At 62.2% G+C, this 17,626-nt stretch carries 15 protein-coding genes; 6 read left to right on the top strand and 9 right to left on the bottom strand.

The window, feature by feature from the left end; all coding sequences use genetic code 11:
• Positions 1 to 11: 11 nt before the first annotated feature.
• Positions 12 to 1,535, top strand: a complete 1,524-nt coding sequence (locus Q4F19_RS08440; RefSeq protein WP_303541538.1) for a conjugal transfer protein TraH — start codon at positions 12 to 14, stop codon at positions 1,533 to 1,535.
• Positions 1,536 to 1,560: 25 nt separating this feature from the next.
• Entirely contained in the window at positions 1,561 to 4,365 is a 2,805-nt protein-coding gene (locus Q4F19_RS08435; RefSeq protein ID WP_303541536.1) for a conjugal transfer protein TraG N-terminal domain-containing protein, read from the top strand.
• Here Q4F19_RS08435 and Q4F19_RS08430 read toward each other — a convergent pair.
• A complete protein-coding gene (locus Q4F19_RS08430; protein ID WP_303541534.1) occupies positions 4,362 to 4,619 on the bottom strand; it encodes a hypothetical protein in 258 nt (85 codons plus the stop codon). The two genes, Q4F19_RS08435 and Q4F19_RS08430, sit on opposite strands and share 4 nt — an antisense overlap.
• 1,617 nt (positions 4,620 to 6,236) lie before the next feature.
• On the opposite strand from Q4F19_RS08430, the gene Q4F19_RS08420 reads away from it, so the two are divergent.
• Entirely contained in the window at positions 6,237 to 6,698 is a 462-nt protein-coding gene (locus Q4F19_RS08420) for a Ros/MucR family transcriptional regulator (RefSeq protein ID WP_303541532.1), read from the top strand.
• 193 nt (positions 6,699 to 6,891) lie between these two features.
• Here the strand turns inward: Q4F19_RS08420 and Q4F19_RS08415 are convergent, their stop codons facing one another.
• Positions 6,892 to 7,128 carry a hypothetical protein gene (locus tag Q4F19_RS08415; protein WP_303541531.1) on the bottom strand — a complete coding sequence of 79 codons (237 nt, stop codon included), beginning with the start codon at positions 7,126 to 7,128 and terminating at the stop codon, positions 6,892 to 6,894.
• On the opposite strand from Q4F19_RS08415, the gene Q4F19_RS08410 reads away from it, so the two are divergent.
• Together Q4F19_RS08410 and Q4F19_RS08405 are read left to right on the top strand one after the other, a co-directional pair.
• Positions 7,114 to 8,202 carry a DNA/RNA non-specific endonuclease gene (locus Q4F19_RS08410; RefSeq protein ID WP_303541530.1) on the top strand — a complete coding sequence of 363 codons (1,089 nt, stop codon included), beginning with the start codon at positions 7,114 to 7,116 and terminating at the stop codon, positions 8,200 to 8,202. The two genes, Q4F19_RS08415 and Q4F19_RS08410, sit on opposite strands and share 15 nt — an antisense overlap.
• Positions 8,203 to 8,241: 39 nt before the next feature.
• On the top strand, positions 8,242 to 8,856 hold the full coding sequence (locus Q4F19_RS08405; RefSeq protein ID WP_303541528.1) for a phospholipase effector Tle1 domain-containing protein: 615 nt from the start codon (positions 8,242 to 8,244) through the stop codon (positions 8,854 to 8,856).
• 385 nt (positions 8,857 to 9,241) lie between these two features.
• Here Q4F19_RS08405 and Q4F19_RS08400 read toward each other — a convergent pair whose 3' ends face one another.
• Both Q4F19_RS08400 and Q4F19_RS08395 read right to left on the bottom strand, forming a co-directional pair.
• Positions 9,242 to 9,631, bottom strand: coding sequence for a type II toxin-antitoxin system VapC family toxin (locus Q4F19_RS08400; RefSeq protein ID WP_303541526.1), 390 nt, complete (start codon positions 9,629 to 9,631; stop codon positions 9,242 to 9,244).
• Positions 9,624 to 9,872: an AbrB/MazE/SpoVT family DNA-binding domain-containing protein gene (locus tag Q4F19_RS08395; protein WP_303541524.1), complete on the bottom strand. Its 249-nt coding sequence runs from the start codon at positions 9,870 to 9,872 to the stop codon at positions 9,624 to 9,626. The genes Q4F19_RS08400 and Q4F19_RS08395 overlap by 8 nt, the downstream gene beginning before the upstream one ends.
• Before the next feature lie 759 nt (positions 9,873 to 10,631).
• Here Q4F19_RS08395 and Q4F19_RS08390 point away from each other — a divergent pair.
• Positions 10,632 to 11,690, top strand: a complete 1,059-nt coding sequence (locus Q4F19_RS08390) for a site-specific integrase (RefSeq protein ID WP_303541522.1) — start codon at positions 10,632 to 10,634, stop codon at positions 11,688 to 11,690.
• A gap of 500 nt (positions 11,691 to 12,190) precedes the next feature.
• Here Q4F19_RS08390 and Q4F19_RS08385 read toward each other — a convergent pair whose 3' ends face one another.
• The 5 genes from Q4F19_RS08385 to Q4F19_RS08365 all read right to left on the bottom strand — a co-directional run bounded on the left by Q4F19_RS08385 (position 12,191) and on the right by Q4F19_RS08365 (position 17,625).
• Positions 12,191 to 13,894 (bottom strand): hypothetical protein, encoded by a 1,704-nt coding sequence (locus tag Q4F19_RS08385; protein WP_303541520.1) that lies wholly within the window; start codon positions 13,892 to 13,894, stop codon positions 12,191 to 12,193.
• A gap of 20 nt (positions 13,895 to 13,914) precedes the next feature.
• Positions 13,915 to 14,811 carry a trypsin-like peptidase domain-containing protein gene (locus tag Q4F19_RS08380; protein WP_303541518.1) on the bottom strand — a complete coding sequence of 299 codons (897 nt, stop codon included), beginning with the start codon at positions 14,809 to 14,811 and terminating at the stop codon, positions 13,915 to 13,917.
• Positions 14,795 to 15,124 carry a CU044_2847 family protein gene (locus Q4F19_RS08375; RefSeq protein WP_303541517.1) on the bottom strand — a complete coding sequence of 110 codons (330 nt, stop codon included), beginning with the start codon at positions 15,122 to 15,124 and terminating at the stop codon, positions 14,795 to 14,797. Before Q4F19_RS08375 ends, Q4F19_RS08380 begins: the two co-directional genes overlap by 17 nt.
• A 471-nt stretch (positions 15,125 to 15,595) precedes the next feature.
• The gene (locus Q4F19_RS08370; RefSeq protein ID WP_303541515.1) at positions 15,596 to 16,813 is read right to left on the bottom strand and encodes an MBL fold metallo-hydrolase; all 1,218 of its coding nucleotides are present in this window, start codon (positions 16,811 to 16,813) and stop codon (positions 15,596 to 15,598) included.
• Between the two features lie 107 nt (positions 16,814 to 16,920).
• A complete protein-coding gene (locus Q4F19_RS08365; RefSeq protein WP_303541513.1) occupies positions 16,921 to 17,625 on the bottom strand; it encodes a hypothetical protein in 705 nt (234 codons plus the stop codon).
• Position 17,626: the final 1 nt, after the last annotated feature.

Genomic DNA, 17,626 nt, shown 5'->3' with positions numbered 1-17,626 from the left:
GGTCATCCGCCATGGACCGCATGCCGCACTGCTTCCGCGCCATCCACGTCCGCCGCGCGCTCGACGCGCAGATGGCGTCGGCTCGGGGCGTCCTCCGCCGAATACCCACGCTGCTTGCTTTGATCGGACTACTGGCGGCGCCGTTCTCGCCGGCATCGGCGGATGTGAACGGCGCCATGGAAAGCTATTTCAATTCGATGGGGGCCGCGGCGAACGTCTCCGGTCCGTCCGCCTATAACGGGCAGCGGGCGGGCTATTACAGTCTGGGCAACATCTACACACGCTTCCCGCAAAAGACATTGAACCCGGCGAGCATCCAGCTTCCTGGCTATCGGGCCGGGTGCGGTGGCATCGACCTGTTCGCGGGCAGTTTCTCGTTCGTGAACTCGTCCGAAATCGTGGCGATGCTGAAGGCCGTCGCGAACAACGCGGTCGGCTTCGCGTTCAAGCTGGCGATCGATACGCTCTGCCCGGAATGCGGGGCGACCATGTCCGACCTGTCGCAGCGGGCTCAGCAGATGAACAACGCGACGTTGAACAGCTGCCAACTCGCTCAGGGGCTCGTGAACACGGTGGCGGGCAAGAGCGACCTAGCCGATCGGAACTTCTGCGAGACGATCGCACCCTTCAAGGGGATCTTCTCCGACGCGGCCGCCTCGATGCATGGCTGCGGCAACAAGGGCGAGCGCGCGAGCGCCGCTGACGCTGCGGCCGGAGATCCCAACCTGAAAGATGCGTCGCCGATGGTTGCGCGCAACTTCACGTGGGAAAGCCTGAAGAAGGCGCCGCTCTTCAATCAAGGGGGGAGCTTCGATCGGCAACTCGCCGAGTTCGCGATGACGCTCGTCGGCACCGCGATCTACATCCCGGGCAAGACGAAGGACGAGCCTGCCAGCTTCGATTTGGTCGCCGGCGATGCCAATGTCGGACGCCTGCTGCTGGATGGCACCACGTCGAGCGGTATCAAGGTTATGCGCTGCGACGACGATACCACCTGCCTGAGCTACACGATGGTAGACGCGCCAACGCTCTCCAAGCCGCTCAAAGCGCGGGTCTCGGAACTGATCGACAAGATGATCACGTCGATCAACACCGACGCCCCTCTGGCCGGTAGCGATCTCGCGGCGGCCCAAAATCTGCTCCAGGTCGCCTCGATCCCCCTCTACAAAATTCTGACCGTGAACGCGGCCTATGGGCGCGGGATCTACACCGGTGACAAAGACAGCTTGGCCGAAATCACCTCGGTCGATCTGCTGTTCGCGATGCTCAAGGAGTTCAGCGACGAGGTGCAGCGCGGGCGCACCAGCCTGGTCGGCGTCGAGGATACCAAACTTTCCTTATGGGCCTCGCAGCTCGATCGGTCGCGAAACATCCTCGCGGACCAGCAGCACGTGAATCAGGGCAAGGTGCAGGAGACGCTGGCGATCGTCCAGCGGACCTCCTTCATCGAAAGCATTCTCCAATCGCAGATGAGCCCGGCGCTGAACGCGTCGCTCGATTGGTCGAGGGGTGTCTCCGCGATGACGATGCGCTGAGCACGGGGAGGGGAGGGGGCCCACCATGTTTGAGGTCATCACGGTCGGGGGCGGCGAGTACATCGTCAATGTCTTCAACGCCGTTGCTGCCTGGACGGGTGGCGGCGGTTACAAGAGTATGCTGCAATGCGTGCTCGTGATGGCGTTTGCGATGTCGCTGATGGTGGTGGCGTTCAATCACGACTGGCGTGCCTGGCTCAATTGGTTCCTGCAGGCCACGCTGATGTACATGTGCCTGATGGTCCCTCGCATGGACGTGCAGGTCATCGATCGGATCAATCCCAGTCTCGCCGCGTCACATGTCGAGAACGTGCCGCTAGGCCTCGCGGCGGTCGCGGGCTTCACGAGCCAGATTGGAGATTACCTGGTTCGGACATCAGAGGTGGTCTTCGGCATGCCGGACGATCTCAACTACAGCAAGAACGGCATGATCTATGGGTCGCGTCTCATGGAAGCGACGCAGGGGTTGAGCATCAGCGACCCGTATTTCGCCTCGAACGTCGACGAATATTATCGGCAATGCACCTTCTACGATCTCCAGCTTGGCCTGAAGAACTGGACGGACATCGCCGATGCCGACGACGTGTGGGCGGCGGTAGGGCCGGGCAGTCAGGCTCGGTCGATGATGTTTGTATCGGCGACCTCCGCCGGCGGTTCGACCTCGGAGATCAAGAGCTGCCGGGACGGCTATAACGCGCTCACCGCTGGCTGGGACGGCGTAATCGATGGCATGGGCTCGCGCATCAGTCGCAGGTTCTATCCCGGTATGACCGACGCGGCGGCCAAGGCGAAGCTCTTCGCTGATCTGCCTATCGCCTACAATTACCTGACCGGCGTGTCCAAGGACGCGAGCCACCTGATGAAGCAGACGCTCTCGATCAACGCACTTCAGCAGTCGATCAGTACGCAGGTCGCAGCGGCGGGCGGTTCTTCAACCGACGTGTATGCGCAGACCCGTGCGTCCATCCAGACGCGCAATACCTACCAGGCGGTGGCGCACAATGCGATGGAATGGGTTCCGATCCTCTGCGTCGTGCTGACCGTCGTCTTTTACGCGCTGTTTCCGATCATATTCCCGCTGTTTCTCATGCCCGGCACAGGGGTTGGGGCGCTGCGGGGCTATGTCACCGGCTTCTTCTACCTCGCCGCCTGGGGGCCGCTATATGTCATCTTGAACATGGTCGTGACGTTGCGAGAACATACTCAGCTCGCTTCGACCGCGAAGCTCTCGATGCTCTCGTTCAACGACATGGCTTCGATCAACGCGAACACGGCGGTCCTCGCCGGCTACCTCGTTGCATCGATACCATTCATCGCCGCCGGCATGGCGCGAGGGGCAATGGCGATCTCGGGGCACGCCACGAGCTTCCTCGCGCCCAGCCAGAACGCGGCCGAAGAGGCCGGTCGTGAAGCCGCCACCGGAAACATTGCCTTCGGCAACACGAGCCTCGAAAACCTGTCGTTCAACAATCGCCAGAGCGGCGCCTGGTCGACGGCGGGCCATTATGGCGGCGGTTATGCCACTTTGGGCGACACCACGCGGTTCGGCAGCACGGTGACAAGCTATGCCGACGGATCGTCCTCGGTCGATGTGCCGATGTCGAAGGTGCCGTTCGGCGCGCAGCTCACTCAAGCCGCAGACTATGCGGTCGCAGATGTGGCGTCGTCTTTCCAAACGCAGGGGCAGCGGGCAACCGAGACCGCGCGGGAGTCGACCGCGACGATGCTCCAGAACTTTCGAAACATGGAAAATCGGGTTGCGCATGGGACTTCTGACAGCCTCGGCGTGGGGAGTTCGGAGCTTTCCGCTCTTCGGACCGGATTCTCCGCTCGGGATAGTCTCAGCCAGACGCTGCAAGATAAACACGGTTTGTCAAAGGTTGAGGCGGACAATTACTCCAGCGCATCCCTGTTGGGTGTCGAAGGGAGTCTCGGCTTTAGCAAGAGCCTTTTAGGCGCCAACGTCGGGGTCGGCGCAAAGGCGAGCCAGCATTGGCAGTGGCAGGACACTCTCGGAAAGACCCGAAGCGTGGACACAGCCAGCCTTCGGGATACTGCGAGCACCTGGGCGCGCGATAATCATTGGGATCGAAGCAGCGACGCGTTTCAGCGGGCGGCCACCGAGACCACGAATAGTCAGCTCTCATCGTCTGCGTCCGGTATTAGCGCCAGCCGGACGAAGTCGACGGAGGCAAGTCGCGAAGCCGCCCGGTACATGGACGCTGGCAGCCGGCTTGAAAAGAGTCATTCCCTGCGCGACTCCGATGGGATTTCCACGAGCGTTGCGCTCCAAGATAGGATGCGGACGTGGGCGCGTGCCGAAATGGATGCGCATCACGAGATCTACGGGCCGGCTAGTCAGCGTTTCGACCCGGACAGGCGCGACGACTGGACGACAAGCGACCCCCAGATCAGCGGTCAGCGCGAGCGCCTGATTGGTCGCTTCATCGCCAGCTACCGCGACGAACTACGTTCCGAAGCCGACGCTTACATCAAGGCGCCAGCTATGGATGTGCAGGGGCCCGCAGTGCGGTCGACCGCCGGCGTCGAGCGGGCGGCCCGCGGTGATCTTGGCCAGGTAGGCGGCGCAGGAGTTGGTGCACCGATCGGGCAGGCTGCGCGCGAACGGGCCGGCCATGTCTTTGAGCAGGTTGAGGCCGCTCAAGCTAGTCAGACTGGTGGGTTCGACGCGGCGAACCGCATCGCGACCACGCGTCGGCCGGGCATTGAAGGTCAGACCGATGATGTCGAGGCGCAAGTCGATCGCGAGCTTGCGCCTCGAGTGCCGCTCTCGCCGCTCCGTGACCGCCCGCTAAACGAGCGTCGTTAGAGGATTGCCTTCTGGAGGAGGTTCCAAACGATGATGCTCACGACCAGCAAAGCAAACGACGTAATGAATAGCCGACGCGCGAGGGGCATGTCGCGGAACGGAACATCAGACTCTGTCGTGGGCGCAGGAAAGGGCGCGATGTCGCCGAACGGCGCCGGAGCCATGCCATACAGATTGCCGCCGCTGTCGACGCCATTATTTCTCATCACCAAGCCGGTGGCAGGGTTGATGCGGTCATCGGACCAGTCAGCCATCTTACGCCTCCCTCGGGAACGTAAGTCGAACAATAGCACTACGGGCAATTTCGTTCCAGAGGCAGCCGGCGTCAACCCGACTGTCGGATCGTGGCGATGACGAAAGTTCTTTACGCGCAGTTGCTCTCGTTCGCGGCCGCATCGCCTTCGAGCTGGGTAGATCATCGGGACGCGGCTGTGACGCCACGCCAGGAGAGCGATTGCGGGAGCCTTTCCCCAAGCGGATCTCGGCCGGTGATCGTGCCTTCCCGGGCGGCTCGGCTACTTTCCTCTGTTATCACGGATATCGGCCGGTTATTCAGGCGCTTTAGGCGCTTCCGAGCAGTAGGCCTGCGTACCACTCCGAATAGCAGGTGTTCTTGACCATCTTCTGGTTGAGATCCGGTGCGCCGTCTGTCCACCATGGACTTCCCCTCTCCCGAAGCGCCACTTTCGTCGCGTGGACGGCAGCATGCGCAGCCGCCGCGGCAGCGGCGTCACCTACCCGTTCTGCTTGCCCGACTGCGCGCCGGGCGGCCATGAGTTCGTTGACCAGCTCCTGCCGCCGATCGTGCGACAGATCGAGATTGGCGGCACGCCACAGCCGCCCCCTCACCACGATGTAGCGACCGTCGGGCGTGAGTGGCGGAGCGGCAGCGATCCCTATGTCCTCTCTAGGTGCGTTACGACCTTCCACGGTTCGCCTGCGGTTCGCCGATCTCGATCCTTGTGGGTGCAAAATCGCTGGTCTTCTCCCATCGTCGGACGTGGCGGCACACTTGAGCGTCTCGCAGCCCGTTTGCCAAGTCCGGACTGAGGCGAAGGTGATAGATGCGCAGTCCAGCGTCTTACCTCCCGGGCATGCCGAAAGTAATCGGACGAGGTGTAGATCTCTTCATGCGGCCCAACCATCGCCCCAGCGAAGATCGACCCCGCAAAGGAAATGCGGCCTTATTACCGGTAGCAGATGGGGGGCGCCTGGATAATCATTCCATTTCTTCGCCGAAGCATAGCAACTCGTGAGCTTCCGAAGGCGGACGGCCCGCCGACCAAACCGCGTCCGCGGTCATCTCGACAACGAGCATGCACGGGGCAGGTGGGAGACCGCCGTTGAGGGCGTACCGAACAATGCGGTCCGAAGGTCCCATTGCGTCCGTCAGGTAGATTCCCTCGGCTATCTTCACAGCTCCAAGTGCCTCGATACGCTGGGTCGCGGCCCGGCCCCCTGGATCGTCGGCTTGGCTACGGCATAGGTAGATTGGACGAGGCTTTCACTTTCTCCGATCAGGGTAAGTCTCTCTTTAGGATCGCGAGCGAAGCCGCCAAATCCCCGCGAAGGCCGCTCCTTCGGACCGACATTCTGGCTCGCGGTGCAGGCTGCAAATTTCGAATGAAGGGATCGATCGGGCGCAGGAGGCATGACGCCTAGGCCGAATGTCGGCCGTTTTCTGAACGCGCTGCGAGCTTTTGAAGATCTGCTTTGACAAGCCGCAGCGCCGGTATCCTAACGGAAAATCCTCACCGGCCGCGCAAACCTCGTCACTACTAAAGTCGGAACGATTTACGCCGTGTGCGATCGTACCGGCTATCTCCCCGCAGGCTAATCTATTAGAGCGCGCCTTCCTTTGGAGAACTTATGTGTCTGAAAACAACGAACTGATCACTCTGACTGCCGACATAGTTTCGGCCCACGTGAGCAACAACAGCGTGCCAAGCGCAGAAATCGGCAACCTGATCGCAGCTGTTTACTCCGCGCTGGGTGCGCTGGGCACGCCGGAGGCACCTGCCGCACCGGAGAAACCTAAGGGTGCCGTGTCAGCACGCTCCTCGATCAAGCCTAGCCATCTGATCAGCATGATCGACGGCAAGCCCTACAAGATGCTGCGTCGCCATGTTTCCCAGCATGGCTATACGCCCGAAAGCTACCGAGAGGCCTTCGGCCTTCCGCGCGATTATCCGATGGTAGCGGCCGATTACGCCGAAACGCGGCGTGCGCTCGCTCACAAGATCGGGCTTGGGCGCAAGCCGAAGGCTGTTGAGGTGCCGGCTCCAGTGAAGCGCGGCCGCAAGCCAAAGGCCGCAGTGGCCGCGGACGCCTAACAGACATCTAGGCCGCTGCGTCCTCGGCGGGCGCGGCGCCGGAAGGAATCACTTCTCGTTGGTCCCGTCGGGGACGAAAGCGCCGTCGATCGCAGATCGACGGCGCTTTCATTCGTATGTCGAGCCAACCCTGCGACCTCGCCGCGCGTCGGCAAGCGTAGTCAACGCCGGTACGGTTTGATCTCGTCGGTTCTCATAAAGCCCAGTCGGCCCTGCGTAAGGCCTGATCGGTCTCCCCGGCATTCACAAATATGATGTGCTGCGTCCGCGCGGCCTTGGTCTCGGGCTTGTCGAGCAGGCTAAGACGCTTCAGCGGATAGAACAGCATCGCGTATCGGACCTCGAGCCACTTGGTGCCGCTCTTCATGGCACAGTCCTTCTCGACGCCCGCACGCTGGTTGTCGCCGAGCCCCGGATGCGGGCCGATCACGACGACGAACTTTTGATTCCATATCTCGTCATGGTCACCGCGGAGGCCCGGCGCATCAAAAGCGCGAGCGCCAGCGATGCGGAGGATCAGGAAATCCTTGAAAAGCTCGGAGGAGTGGCAGAATGCGCGACGTGCCAGCGGAAGCCATCGTTCACGACGCGCAGTACCAGGCCGAGCTATTCCGACTGGCGCAAGGGATTCCCTCCGATGCGTAATGATCGATATCGGGCGGCCCCCCGGCATGCAGCGCTCGTCGAACGGGGATTTGGGGCGCTGAAAAGCATCGCGCTCGCAACGGCCATCTTTTGCGCCACGCCAGCGTTCGCCAGCGACGCGCGCCTCCACACCTTCCATTGTCTCGAAGCCTGTCCGGTGGGCGCGCCGGGCAACGACGACGTCGTCGTGCGCGAGATCTACACGCTCTCGTCCGATCCCTTGACCAAGCTGTCCGTATGGGTGGCGTATCGCGTAACGCCCGAAACCGTCGGGCCCTCGCAGAGCCGGAACTGGGCTCCCGACCCGTGGCTGTCCTCGGACCGCACGCTAGAGCCCGACGATTATGACGGATCGAACGCCGTGCTGAAGACTGATCGCGGTCATCAGGCGCCGCTCGCGGCCTTCTCGGGCACGCCGTTCTGGTCCGAGACGAACATCCTCTCGAACATCACGCCGCAATCGTCGGCCCTCAATCAGGGGCCCTGGCAACAACTCGAGGCACGTGAGAGCAAGCTCGCCAAGGATGCCAACATCGCGGTCTACGTGCTGACGGGGCCGCTCTTCGAGAAGCTGATGCCGGCGCTGCCCAAAGCGGACGAGCGCCATCGCGTGCCGTCCGGATACTGGAAGGTCGTCGCCACCGAGGACGGCCGGCTGTCAGCCTTCCTCTTCGATCAGGCGGCGGACCGGAACGATCCCTATTGCGGAGCGAGGGTCAGCCTGGACGAGGTCGAGCTGCGCGCCCGCCTCGAACTGAGGCCGGACCACTCCGGCGCCTTCCGATCCCTTGATGCGGATCTTGGCTGCGCGCCATCCATCCCCCCACCGGTGCCTGCACCCGTCGATCCGGCGCCTTGAGGAACAACGTCATGCCCAAGAACATCGTGATCTTCTCCGATGGGACTGGTCAAGACGGCGGCGTCCGGCCGAGACCAGCGCCTTAGCAACGTCTACAAGATGTATCGCGCGGCGCGCGTCGGTCCGGATAGCGCCATCGATCCAGCTCGGCAGATCGCGTTCTATGATCCAGGTCTTGGCACCGACGACGACGTCCATGGCTTCGGGCGGACCTGGCGCACGGTCGGCAAGTTCCTGGCTTCGGTTGCGGGACGCGGAATCGGCACGAACATCGCCGACTGCTACGAATTCGTGTTGAACCATTGGCAACCGGGCGACCGAATCTTCATCGTCGGATTTTCCCGGGGTGCCTACACCGCACGATGCGTCGGCCAGGTCATCTCGCTCTGTGGCGTGCCTACCCATGAGGCAGGCCAGCCGGCGGTACCGTTTCGACGGTTCGCCCGCTCGACGCGCAAGGCGGCGGAGCGAGCGGTGCATCAGGTCTACGAGCACGGCGCCGGCTTCAAGATCTCCGAATTCGAGGACGAAAGAAACGAGCAGGCCCGCCGCTTCCGAAAGGATTACGGTTCGGCGGACGGCAAGATCGCGAACGCGTATCCATACTTCATCGGTGTGTTCGACACGGTTGCCGCCCTTGGAGCGAAGGGCTAGTATTGGGGACTGATCGGCGGGTTCGTAGCGGCCGGCCTTGTGGGGGTCGCGGTAGCGGCGGGCCTTCTCGACGCCATGTTCGGCATCCGGTTCGGTCCCACGTTCGTCGGGGTCTCAGCATTCACGCTCGCCGTCGCGCTCCTACTCAATCGCAAAAACACGCGGCGCGAGATCCGGGATTTCCCCCATGCGGGTGATCGCCGCGTCCACCATGTCAGCTGGCACGCGGCGAACTACGACCGGGGCCTGAGTGGGCATGTAGGATATGCCCGTCAGGCGAGCGCCATAGACGAGGATCGTGCGGACTTCCCCCGTGTCGCATGGGGCAGCGCGAAATCGGTTCGAATGCAGGGGGAGGGCGAGCCACATCGGGCTCAAATGCCGTTCACCGCACGACCTCGATCGTGACTCCCAGCGTGAGTCCGCCCCAAGCCCGATCAGCGGTGAGCGCAACGGCACCACGGGCCAAGGCAAGCGCCAAACAGCTCCGATCGCCGAGCGATAAGCCGGCGCTGCGGGTCTCGGCGCGCAAAAGGCCGGCGGACATCGCCTGGTCCCGGTCGACCGGGACGACATCAACGTCGAGCTGCGCCATGATCTCGAGAATCTGTTCATGCGGGGTGCCACGATCGATCAGCTTGGCCACAACCTCGGAATAGTTGACCGCGCTGATCAGCGCGCCGTTCATGCGCGCGGCGATGTGGTCCGCACCAGGTTCGTCGAAGAACGCGGCGAGCACCGCGGAGGCGTCGAGCACATAGAGCGTGTCAGTCACGCGCCGCCTCAACGCGGCGATCGGCAATCAGCTCGTCCGCGACCGATCCGTTAGCCGGGGCGTAGGGGCGTAGCATCGTCTGAATGCGCTTCAGAGCGTCGCGCCGCGGACGGATGTGCAGCTCGCCGTCAACGACCCGCATGACCACCGGGTCTCCATCAGCAAGCCCGAGTTCGCGCCGAACGTCGGCCGGTAGCTGCAGCCGCCCGCCGCTGACCAATCTGCCGTTGTGCGCATTCATCGACTGACGTTCCTGTCGTCATACATGTTCGGAATTATCATACAGATGTCTCCCCCACTCGGCAACTCGGGTTTGTGTCAGATCAATCCGACGCGATCGCAGGCCTCTACGACGTAAGTTCGGGATCTCCGTACCGCGGGCGGCGGGACGCCGTTCCACCGCGACAAGCGGCGGTAGGGCGCGAAAAGTCAGGCCTAGGCGGCCGCCACGTCGGGCGCTCTGCAGAAGGGCAAGCGCGCATTCGCAGTCGACGGGCCAGGCAATCCCGATCAGTTCGTCGAGGCGATCGTCTCGCCCAAAGGATTGGATCCCGACGTCGACGGCGACTCGACCACAGCGAGGCGCTGACCAATATGCCGAGGACAAGGCCTGGCCGCTCCTCGATTGATGATTGCGAAAGTCGATCATCCACGCGCATCCTGGTCACTCCCGGTCCGGACGCGAAGGACGAAACGGCGCAGCGACTCGTTGTAAAAGCTTTTGGGCGCGATCGGGGTGGAGCCCGACAATAGCGCAGCTGACCGGCCGCGCGCGCGCCACCAGCGCTGTCGCGGGCGGTCAGCTATGCGGGTTGTCATCGAAGACCCGACCGACGATGCGGTTTGGTGGTGTGACGAGCGCCAAACCGCTGAGAGAGGCGTCCTGCACCGTCGCGCGCACCAGATCTGTCCGATAACGTACATTCTCGGACAGATCTGGCGCGCGCGGCGAAGCTCTGGCAAAAGCCATTGCGACGCCCGAAACTCACCGGAATTGCCCATGAGCGAAGAAGCACCCGACGACCGCCCCAGCGAAAGCCAGAGCGACCAGCTGCCGGTGCTGGTCGAGGTGCAGCCGACCCTGCCCGAGATCCTCCATGCCAAGATCGAGCGCGCGGCTTATTATGCGCGCGCCGCGCGATCCCCCGCGACCCGGCGCGCGTATGAGTCCGACTGGGCGATCTTCGTCGCCTGGTGCGAGCAGCACGACGCGGTGTCGATGCCGGCATCGCCCGACGTGGTCGCGGTCTTCGCCAGCGACCAGGCCGATAGCGGCCTCAACCCGTCGACAATCAACCGGCGGGTCGCGGCGATCGGTCACTTTCATCGCGCCGCCGGCCACCCGGCGCCGACCGCGCTGCCGAACGCCGGCATGCTGGCGAAGGTGATGACCGGGATCCGCAACGAGAAGGGGCGCAAAAAGAACCGCAAGAGCCCGGCGGATGCCGCGGCGCTGCGCAACATGCTCGCCGAGATCAAGGGCGACGGGCTGCGCGCGATCCGCGATCGGGCTGTGCTTGCGGTCGGTATGGCAGCCGCGCTCCGCCGTTCCGAGCTCGTCGCGCTTACCGAGAACGACGTTCAAATGGTCGCGCAGGGGCTCAAGATCTTCATCGAGCAGTCGAAGACCGACCAGGCACGCGAGGGGGACGAGATCGGCGTGCCGGAGGGGACGCGGATCCGGCCAAAGGCGCTGTTGCTCGCGTGGATGGCGGTCGCCGGGCTGCTTGAGCCCGCAGCGCTTGGCGATGATGGTCGCGCTGCGCCGCTCCGCCCGTTGTTCGTGCGTCTCACCAAGGCCGATCAGCTGACGGGGGACGCGATGTCCGACAAATCCATCGCCCGGCTCGTCAAGAAATATGCCGCCGCCGCGGGCTATGATCCGCGACTTTATTCCGGTCACTCGCTGCGCTCGGGGTTCCTCACCGAAGGTGCCGGCCAGGGAGCCACCATCTTCAAGCTGCAGGAGGTCAGCCGCCACAAGACGGTTCAGATCCTGTCCGACTATGTCCGCGATGCCGATCGGTTCAACAATCACGCCGGCGAGCGCTTCCTGTGACCCTCAAGGGGCTGCGGCGGTGGGGCGGCATCGACTGTCACGGATGAAGCGTCGTGCGAATGGAGGTGGTCAGCACGATTTCAAAAAGCTCACCTCGATAACAGGATTTATGTGGACGCTGCCGACGAGGTCCGGATTCGTCCAAGACATGATCAGGTCCATCATTGGGACTTTTCGGACATTCCGAATATTGGCGGCGCAGGACAGCTTTCGGCACGAGCTGACCTACAAGCATTTGTTGTTTCCAACGTGCCGAACGACCAAGCTTGGCCGCCTGCTGGCCGACCGCTTCAGGGGGGGGGGGAGGGTGGCTGCCCTTCACCCCTGCTTCGTACAGCCTCTAGGAACGCCGTCGCTACTACACCGAAGTTCAAATCGATCAGTAGGATCCAAGGTTTGGAGCATTAACGCATGGTCTATGCGCCCTTCAAGCGACGTCCGCTATTAGATGAATGTTCACTCAACAGATGTGCGCGGCCGGGCTGAGTGGCGGGAATCATTCATCGCGTGCTCATCTGCTCCGAGCGGCGCGCCGCCTCCGCGGACTCATAGGACCTGGCCTTGAACTCCATGCCAGTGAACAGTTCCGTACGGACTTCCTTGGACTTCGCTGGGTCTCTCTTCTCCTTCACCTTTTCTAGGAGTTTACCCTCGGTTGTGCCACTCTTGGTCGCGGCGTTGTCCTTCTCCATATAGATGTATACTTCCTTCTGCGCGGCGCCGTCCGCTTTCAGGGTTAGCGGGAACAGGAGGCCGACGACGCGCCCCTGCGCGTCGCGCTTCAGTTCGCCGCGAGACGGATCGATCGAGGCCGCTGCGTTGGACCAACCGCCCGGCGGCTCATCCGGGGGCCAACCTCCGCCACCAAAGCCCGCCCGCGCGAAGTTGTTCATCAATCCATATGTCATTGCCTTCTGTTTGTTCCACGGTTGATCAAGCGTTATTTCGTATTTTTTGCTTGAATCTGCAGCACACTTCGTTGCGCTATACCGCTCTCCATCTGCACCGATCAGAGATGAGTTAAATAGATTGTTGCGCAGTGGTAGACGGCCATACTTACGGGCGACCTCGCCTCCTGTCATTTTACCAGAGTTGACCGATTCGGATTTGTCATTCGCCGTTTGGATATTCGTCTTGATCACCGCGAACGGCACGTTTGCGATCTTCAGGCCTGCGACCACGCCGGCCGTATGCGCCGCGCCGATGACCATCACGACGGGACCAGGGCCGCCGCCCGCAGCCTTAACTGCTTGTTCGACCATGATCCGCGTGGACGCTGCCCGCGATTCGAGGAACTTGAGGTGCCCTTCCAGGCCCGTCTTGATTTCTCCACCAACTTGCGCGGGAAGCTGCCCGGCGAACTCGACCAAGGCTTTCAGATCCTCGATATTCTCCTCGATTTGGGCGTCATCCGCCTGCCGGTCAGCGGCGTTGACCGGACAACTACGACTGAAGGCGCCGCGGAAGCGGCTTCCCTCCGGCACCAGATCGGCGAGGATGGCGTTGTGCTTTGTAGCGAAGCTCGCCGCCTGCGCTGAAGCCGCCGGACATTCGCTCGCCCCGGGTTTCGCGAGGCTGGTTGCGATGCGCTTCGCTTCGCCTTCGAACAGGTCCAACCGTGCGTTGAGATTCTCGCCTCGCGCGCGGACTTCCGCTATTGCCTTCTCATCACCCTGTGCATTGACCAGCGCGTCGTAACTTGCGAGTTGGGCGATCGCGCTGCACAGGTCCGATTTCGGATCGTCGACATTGTAGCTTGCAGCGGTCTCTCCCGGGATCAGCGGTACGCCATAGCCTGCGGCCATGAACTCGGCGCTGCTAATGTCGCCCTCGGCAAGCATGCCAAACGCGACGTCTGGCGAGAAGCGATCGAACTTTGGTATCTTGGTTGCCCCCTCCAGCACGATGCCGCCGATCGCTTTGTGCGACTGCAGGCGCACGAGGAACAGCGCCTGTTCAAGCTGTTCGCCCACGGCGGTGTGGTTCTCCGGCAGCACAAAGATAGGCGCCGTTCCGTCCGCCGCGGCGTTCTCGCCAAGCACGGCGGCGTCGCCGAGCAGCGGATTTGCGATTGCGGCGGGATCGATCCGCGCAGCGGCCGAAGGGGTGACATGGTTCTCCGTCGGCTTGTCACCGCATCCGGCGAGAGCCAGCGGCATAAGAGCTAGCGACACAAGAGCTAGCGAGAACAGTCCTTTTGGCATTGCCCCTCCTTTTTGCTCAGCTATGCGGTCGCGAGCGCCTCCTCCGCACCACTACGAGCATAATCGTCGTCCTCGGTCCTGATCGCGATGCGCAGCAGTTGCTCGACGCGCGCCCCCCCAATTGCCCCCAGGGTGTGATAGACCCAGTAGCGCGAGACGGGATCGTCCCTGAACTCACGTATCTCGCGGGTCAGGAACACGATCGCCTGATCCCGCTCCAGATCGCCAGCGATCGCGGCCAGCATGCTGGACAGCTCGGGCTGGCCGAACTCAAGCGGAGCCTTGCCCACGCGCACGAATTCGGGCCGATCGAGCAGCAGCGCGAAGGGCAGCATGAACCCGACCCTAGGATCGACGGTCGGGTGCTTCGCATTGCCCGTAACCATGCCGACTACGGCCCTTGCGATTCGATCCCACACTGGACCCCCGCTGTACCCCCCCTTCACCGCGAAGCCGCCGAGATCGGCGTTCAGCTGCACCATCCCGAGGCTGTTAGCCGCGCCGATTACGCCGTGCGCGATGTTGCCTGGCAGATCGTAGCCGATGGGAAAACCGAAGGCGTCGAAGCGATGGCCGCTACTCAACCGATCGGACAGCCGGAAAGCGATGTCGTGGTCGAGCGGCTCGTCCAGCCGCAGCAGCGCAAAGTCGTCCGTCGGCGTGAGCGGATCCCCCATCGCGACAAGCGTGGCGGCGCGCGGTCGGCTAGGCTCGGCCGCGCGACTGACCATGACTCGATCGCCAAGGACGGGGGTGACGGTTGGCGTTCCGAGAGCCGGCTTGTCGGGTTTGGCCCTGGCTTCGAGAACATGGGCGCAACTCACGATGTGGCGCGTGTCCAGCGCGACCGCGGACCCGACCACGCCATCCCCCGCCTGCGCCTTAACGCGCAGGGTGAGGTCACGTAGCTGAGACACTGGGATACTTGAGCACGACCGAGACATTGCCCTCAGTAGTGCCCTTAGCCACGACAATATTTCCCTCGATACCGAACTTGAGCCCAACGGCGACCTGAATGTCGGGCGCGTTGCCTACTGACTGCCGGAAACCGGCCACCAGTGTGTCGATCATCGACAGCACAGGTTTAAGTGACGAACCTAGCTCGCCTAAGCGCCTTGCAGCGAAGCTATCAGCGTTCGCTACGCTATAACCTTCCGCCACAATCGTCGGATCCACTTCGATCTCGACTGGATAGCCATCGGGTGCAATATAGGTGGCGATCAACGACATTCCACGACTCCCGCGGGCGCAATCTATCACACGATCAACTTTGATCATAGCACTAAAGACATCACTCGTAGCCCTTTGCTCGCTCTACACCAGGTATAGACAACTCGATCGCCACTCGGCAGCGACGAGTGGCGGCATTCAGTGGCTGGTTGAGCGAAATCGGGCAACGGTAATTGAGGCGATCAGTGCTTGACCGCTCATTCGTATGTGAACGGCGGGTAGCGGCAGAAGCGGTCGTTCCGTGAGCAGCGAGCAATTGACCTGAACTGGTCGGAAGCGGACGCTCAAGCCTTCTGGAATTGGCTCGAAATCATAGTCCGATAATATATCTTATGTTAAATCAACGGGTTAGAGGCATCGATTTTGCGAAGGCAACGGTGACCGCATTCGACCTACATGTGCCGCTTGCACCTTTGCGCCTCCTCGAAGCCAATTCCACCATCGATCAGGGAAAGGGGGACATACCTTTTATCACCGCGCTGTTATCTCCATCACTATCTGGCTCGACTGCTTCTCGCGGACCCGGTGGAACACAGCGCGCCGATGAGCCTGAACGGCGTCACGTACGTCGTCGTGGGGATGGCCGTAACTGTTAGGGCCCGCTGCCGCGAAGCCGATCCAAAGATCAGGCATCGCGTGGAGAACCTCGTCGCTGTGGTTGTGTATCGAGCCGTGATGGGGGAGCATCAGGACGTTGATCAGCGGCAGATAGGCATCGTAAAACTTCAGAAACCGCTGGCGCCGACGCAGGCCGTCGAGGTGCGCGTCGCCGGTAAGCATCCAGCCTCCGGCCTTAGAGGCATCCCGCGGATGCCAATATCCATCGCGATAATGCGGCTTTGCCCATAGCTCGACGTCGAGCGCTTGCTTCTGGATGGGACCGGCATAAAGCGTCATCGAAACTAGGTTGTGATCGCTCCATAACGCGTCGTAGCAGTTGCGCAGCTTTGCGCGCACTGCCGGATCTTTGGCTGTCCTCGCGATCGCCATCTTGTCGGTGGTCTTGAACTCGGCATCGAGTGCGTCGTTGAACGCCTGCATGACCTTCGCCGAAGGCTGATGAACATAGGGTATGAGAACCCAATTGAGCGCGCTCGTGTCTGAACTGACAATCTGGGCGGCACCTGGCGATACCCTTTGCATCAGTGCGACCCCCTGGCCTTGGAGCCGGTCTGCGATCTCCATGCGGATGGGCAGAGTGCCGGTAGTCCATTTGGAGTAACAATCGCCTTCGCCACCGTCCTCCGGAGCCCGAGGGACGATCGGACCGTCACCACCTTCATCGTCACTCCCGTCGACGAATGTGATCGTTTCTACGCCGCGGCTTCCGAACCAACCCCCAAGGTCGCTTACGGCCTCGACGAACACGCCGCTCAGCCTGTCACGGCTCGCATCTTGCACCAGCGTCGCGATCAGCGCGGTCTCGCTCAAATAGGGCAGAACCACCTCGCGAACCTTCACGCGCGAAAGCAGCTGATCAACGCCATTCACATGATCGCTGTCGAGATGAGACAGAAACAACAGGTCGAGATCGCCGCCACGCGCCACCCTGCCGATCTCCCTTGCAAGGTCGCCGGTCTGGTTGGAGCCGCAGTCATAGACCCAGCGGAGCGGCTTCTTGCCGAGCGTCAGCGTTCCGCAGAAAAGCCCGCCCTGGCCGACCCCATGCTGAACCAATGTTACCTGCATCTATTCCTCCTCCGCGATCTTCTTTCCTCGCTGACGAAATTGAGATCGGCCGATTTCCGCTGAAAACTTGCGTGCCATCCCGGAATCCGCGGGGGCGGCGCAAGGATTCAATCGGGCACCTCGGTAAGTGTGCGGCACCGGGCGATCACCCGTTCGACGCCACCGATCGCCTGTTTGAGATAGTGCGCTAGTTCGACATTGATCTCGCCAAGCACGAGGTATCGCGCCTCGTAGGTCATATGCTCCGGCGTCCCACCCGGTTTCTGAAGCAACGCCATCCAAGAGTGATGTCGCTTAGGGCCATGTCCGGGCTCGAACGATGTCCAGGAGGTGCCATTCTCATCACGACGCATATGGATGAGTGCCTCGGGCACGATCGCAACCTGCAGATGCTCGTGCTTAGCCGAATTGCCCAGCGTTGCGAGTTCGGGCAGCCAAATGTTGGCCGGGTCGGCGAACGCCTGCATGTCCGCAAAGGCGGCAAGCGCGCTCGGCGATGCGGATGGAACACCGGGCATCTTCGCGTTCATCAACGATGCGAAGTCGCTCGCTTTGGCTCCCTCACGTGCGATCGGAAAATATATGATCGCGCCCAGTGGCGCCGCAGAGAGATCCTGCCACACCTGTCGGGCGCAATAGTCGAGCGCCGCGCGAAGATGATCGAGGATCTCCTTCGCAGTCACCTGGAGGTCCGTACCAATCTCGTCAGCGAGCATCGCCACTTCATAAGGGTCGCCATGGTCGTCGCCGATCCATGCGGCATGTTTGCGCGCGCGCGAAACTAGCGCTTCGGCCATTGCGAACCGGTCCATC

The organism is Sphingomonas natans (assembly GCF_030546695.1).
Taxonomy (GTDB): Bacteria; Pseudomonadota; Alphaproteobacteria; order Sphingomonadales; family Sphingomonadaceae; genus Sphingomonas_I; species Sphingomonas_I natans.
The sequence above is the reverse complement of the archived record's forward strand: the minus strand, read 5'-3'. Positions and strand labels throughout refer to the sequence as shown.

Bases quoted from the DNA above. Each gene is read 5' to 3' on its own strand.
- Q4F19_RS08435 (WP_303541536.1), top strand. From the start codon at position 1,561: ATGTTTGAGGTCATCACGGTCGGGGGCGGCGAGTACATCGTCAATGTC.
- Q4F19_RS08405 (WP_303541528.1), top strand. From the start codon at position 8,242: ATGGGACTGGTCAAGACGGCGGCGTCCGGCCGAGACCAGCGCCTTAGC.
- Q4F19_RS08370 (WP_303541515.1), bottom strand. From the start codon at position 16,813: ATGCAGGTAACATTGGTTCAGCATGGGGTCGGCCAGGGCGGGCTTTTC.
- Q4F19_RS08390 (WP_303541522.1), top strand. From the start codon at position 10,632: ATGAGCGAAGAAGCACCCGACGACCGCCCCAGCGAAAGCCAGAGCGAC.
- Q4F19_RS08385 (WP_303541520.1), bottom strand. From the start codon at position 13,894: ATGCCAAAAGGACTGTTCTCGCTAGCTCTTGTGTCGCTAGCTCTTATG.
- Q4F19_RS08365 (WP_303541513.1), bottom strand. From the start codon at position 17,625: ATGGACCGGTTCGCAATGGCCGAAGCGCTAGTTTCGCGCGCGCGCAAA.
- Q4F19_RS08410 (WP_303541530.1), top strand. From the start codon at position 7,114: ATGCGGGCCGATCACGACGACGAACTTTTGATTCCATATCTCGTCATG.
- Q4F19_RS08430 (WP_303541534.1), bottom strand. From the start codon at position 4,619: ATGGCTGACTGGTCCGATGACCGCATCAACCCTGCCACCGGCTTGGTG.
- Q4F19_RS08395 (WP_303541524.1), bottom strand. From the start codon at position 9,872: ATGAATGCGCACAACGGCAGATTGGTCAGCGGCGGGCGGCTGCAGCTA.
- Q4F19_RS08440 (WP_303541538.1), top strand. From the start codon at position 12: ATGGACCGCATGCCGCACTGCTTCCGCGCCATCCACGTCCGCCGCGCG.
- Q4F19_RS08375 (WP_303541517.1), bottom strand. From the start codon at position 15,124: ATGTCGTTGATCGCCACCTATATTGCACCCGATGGCTATCCAGTCGAG.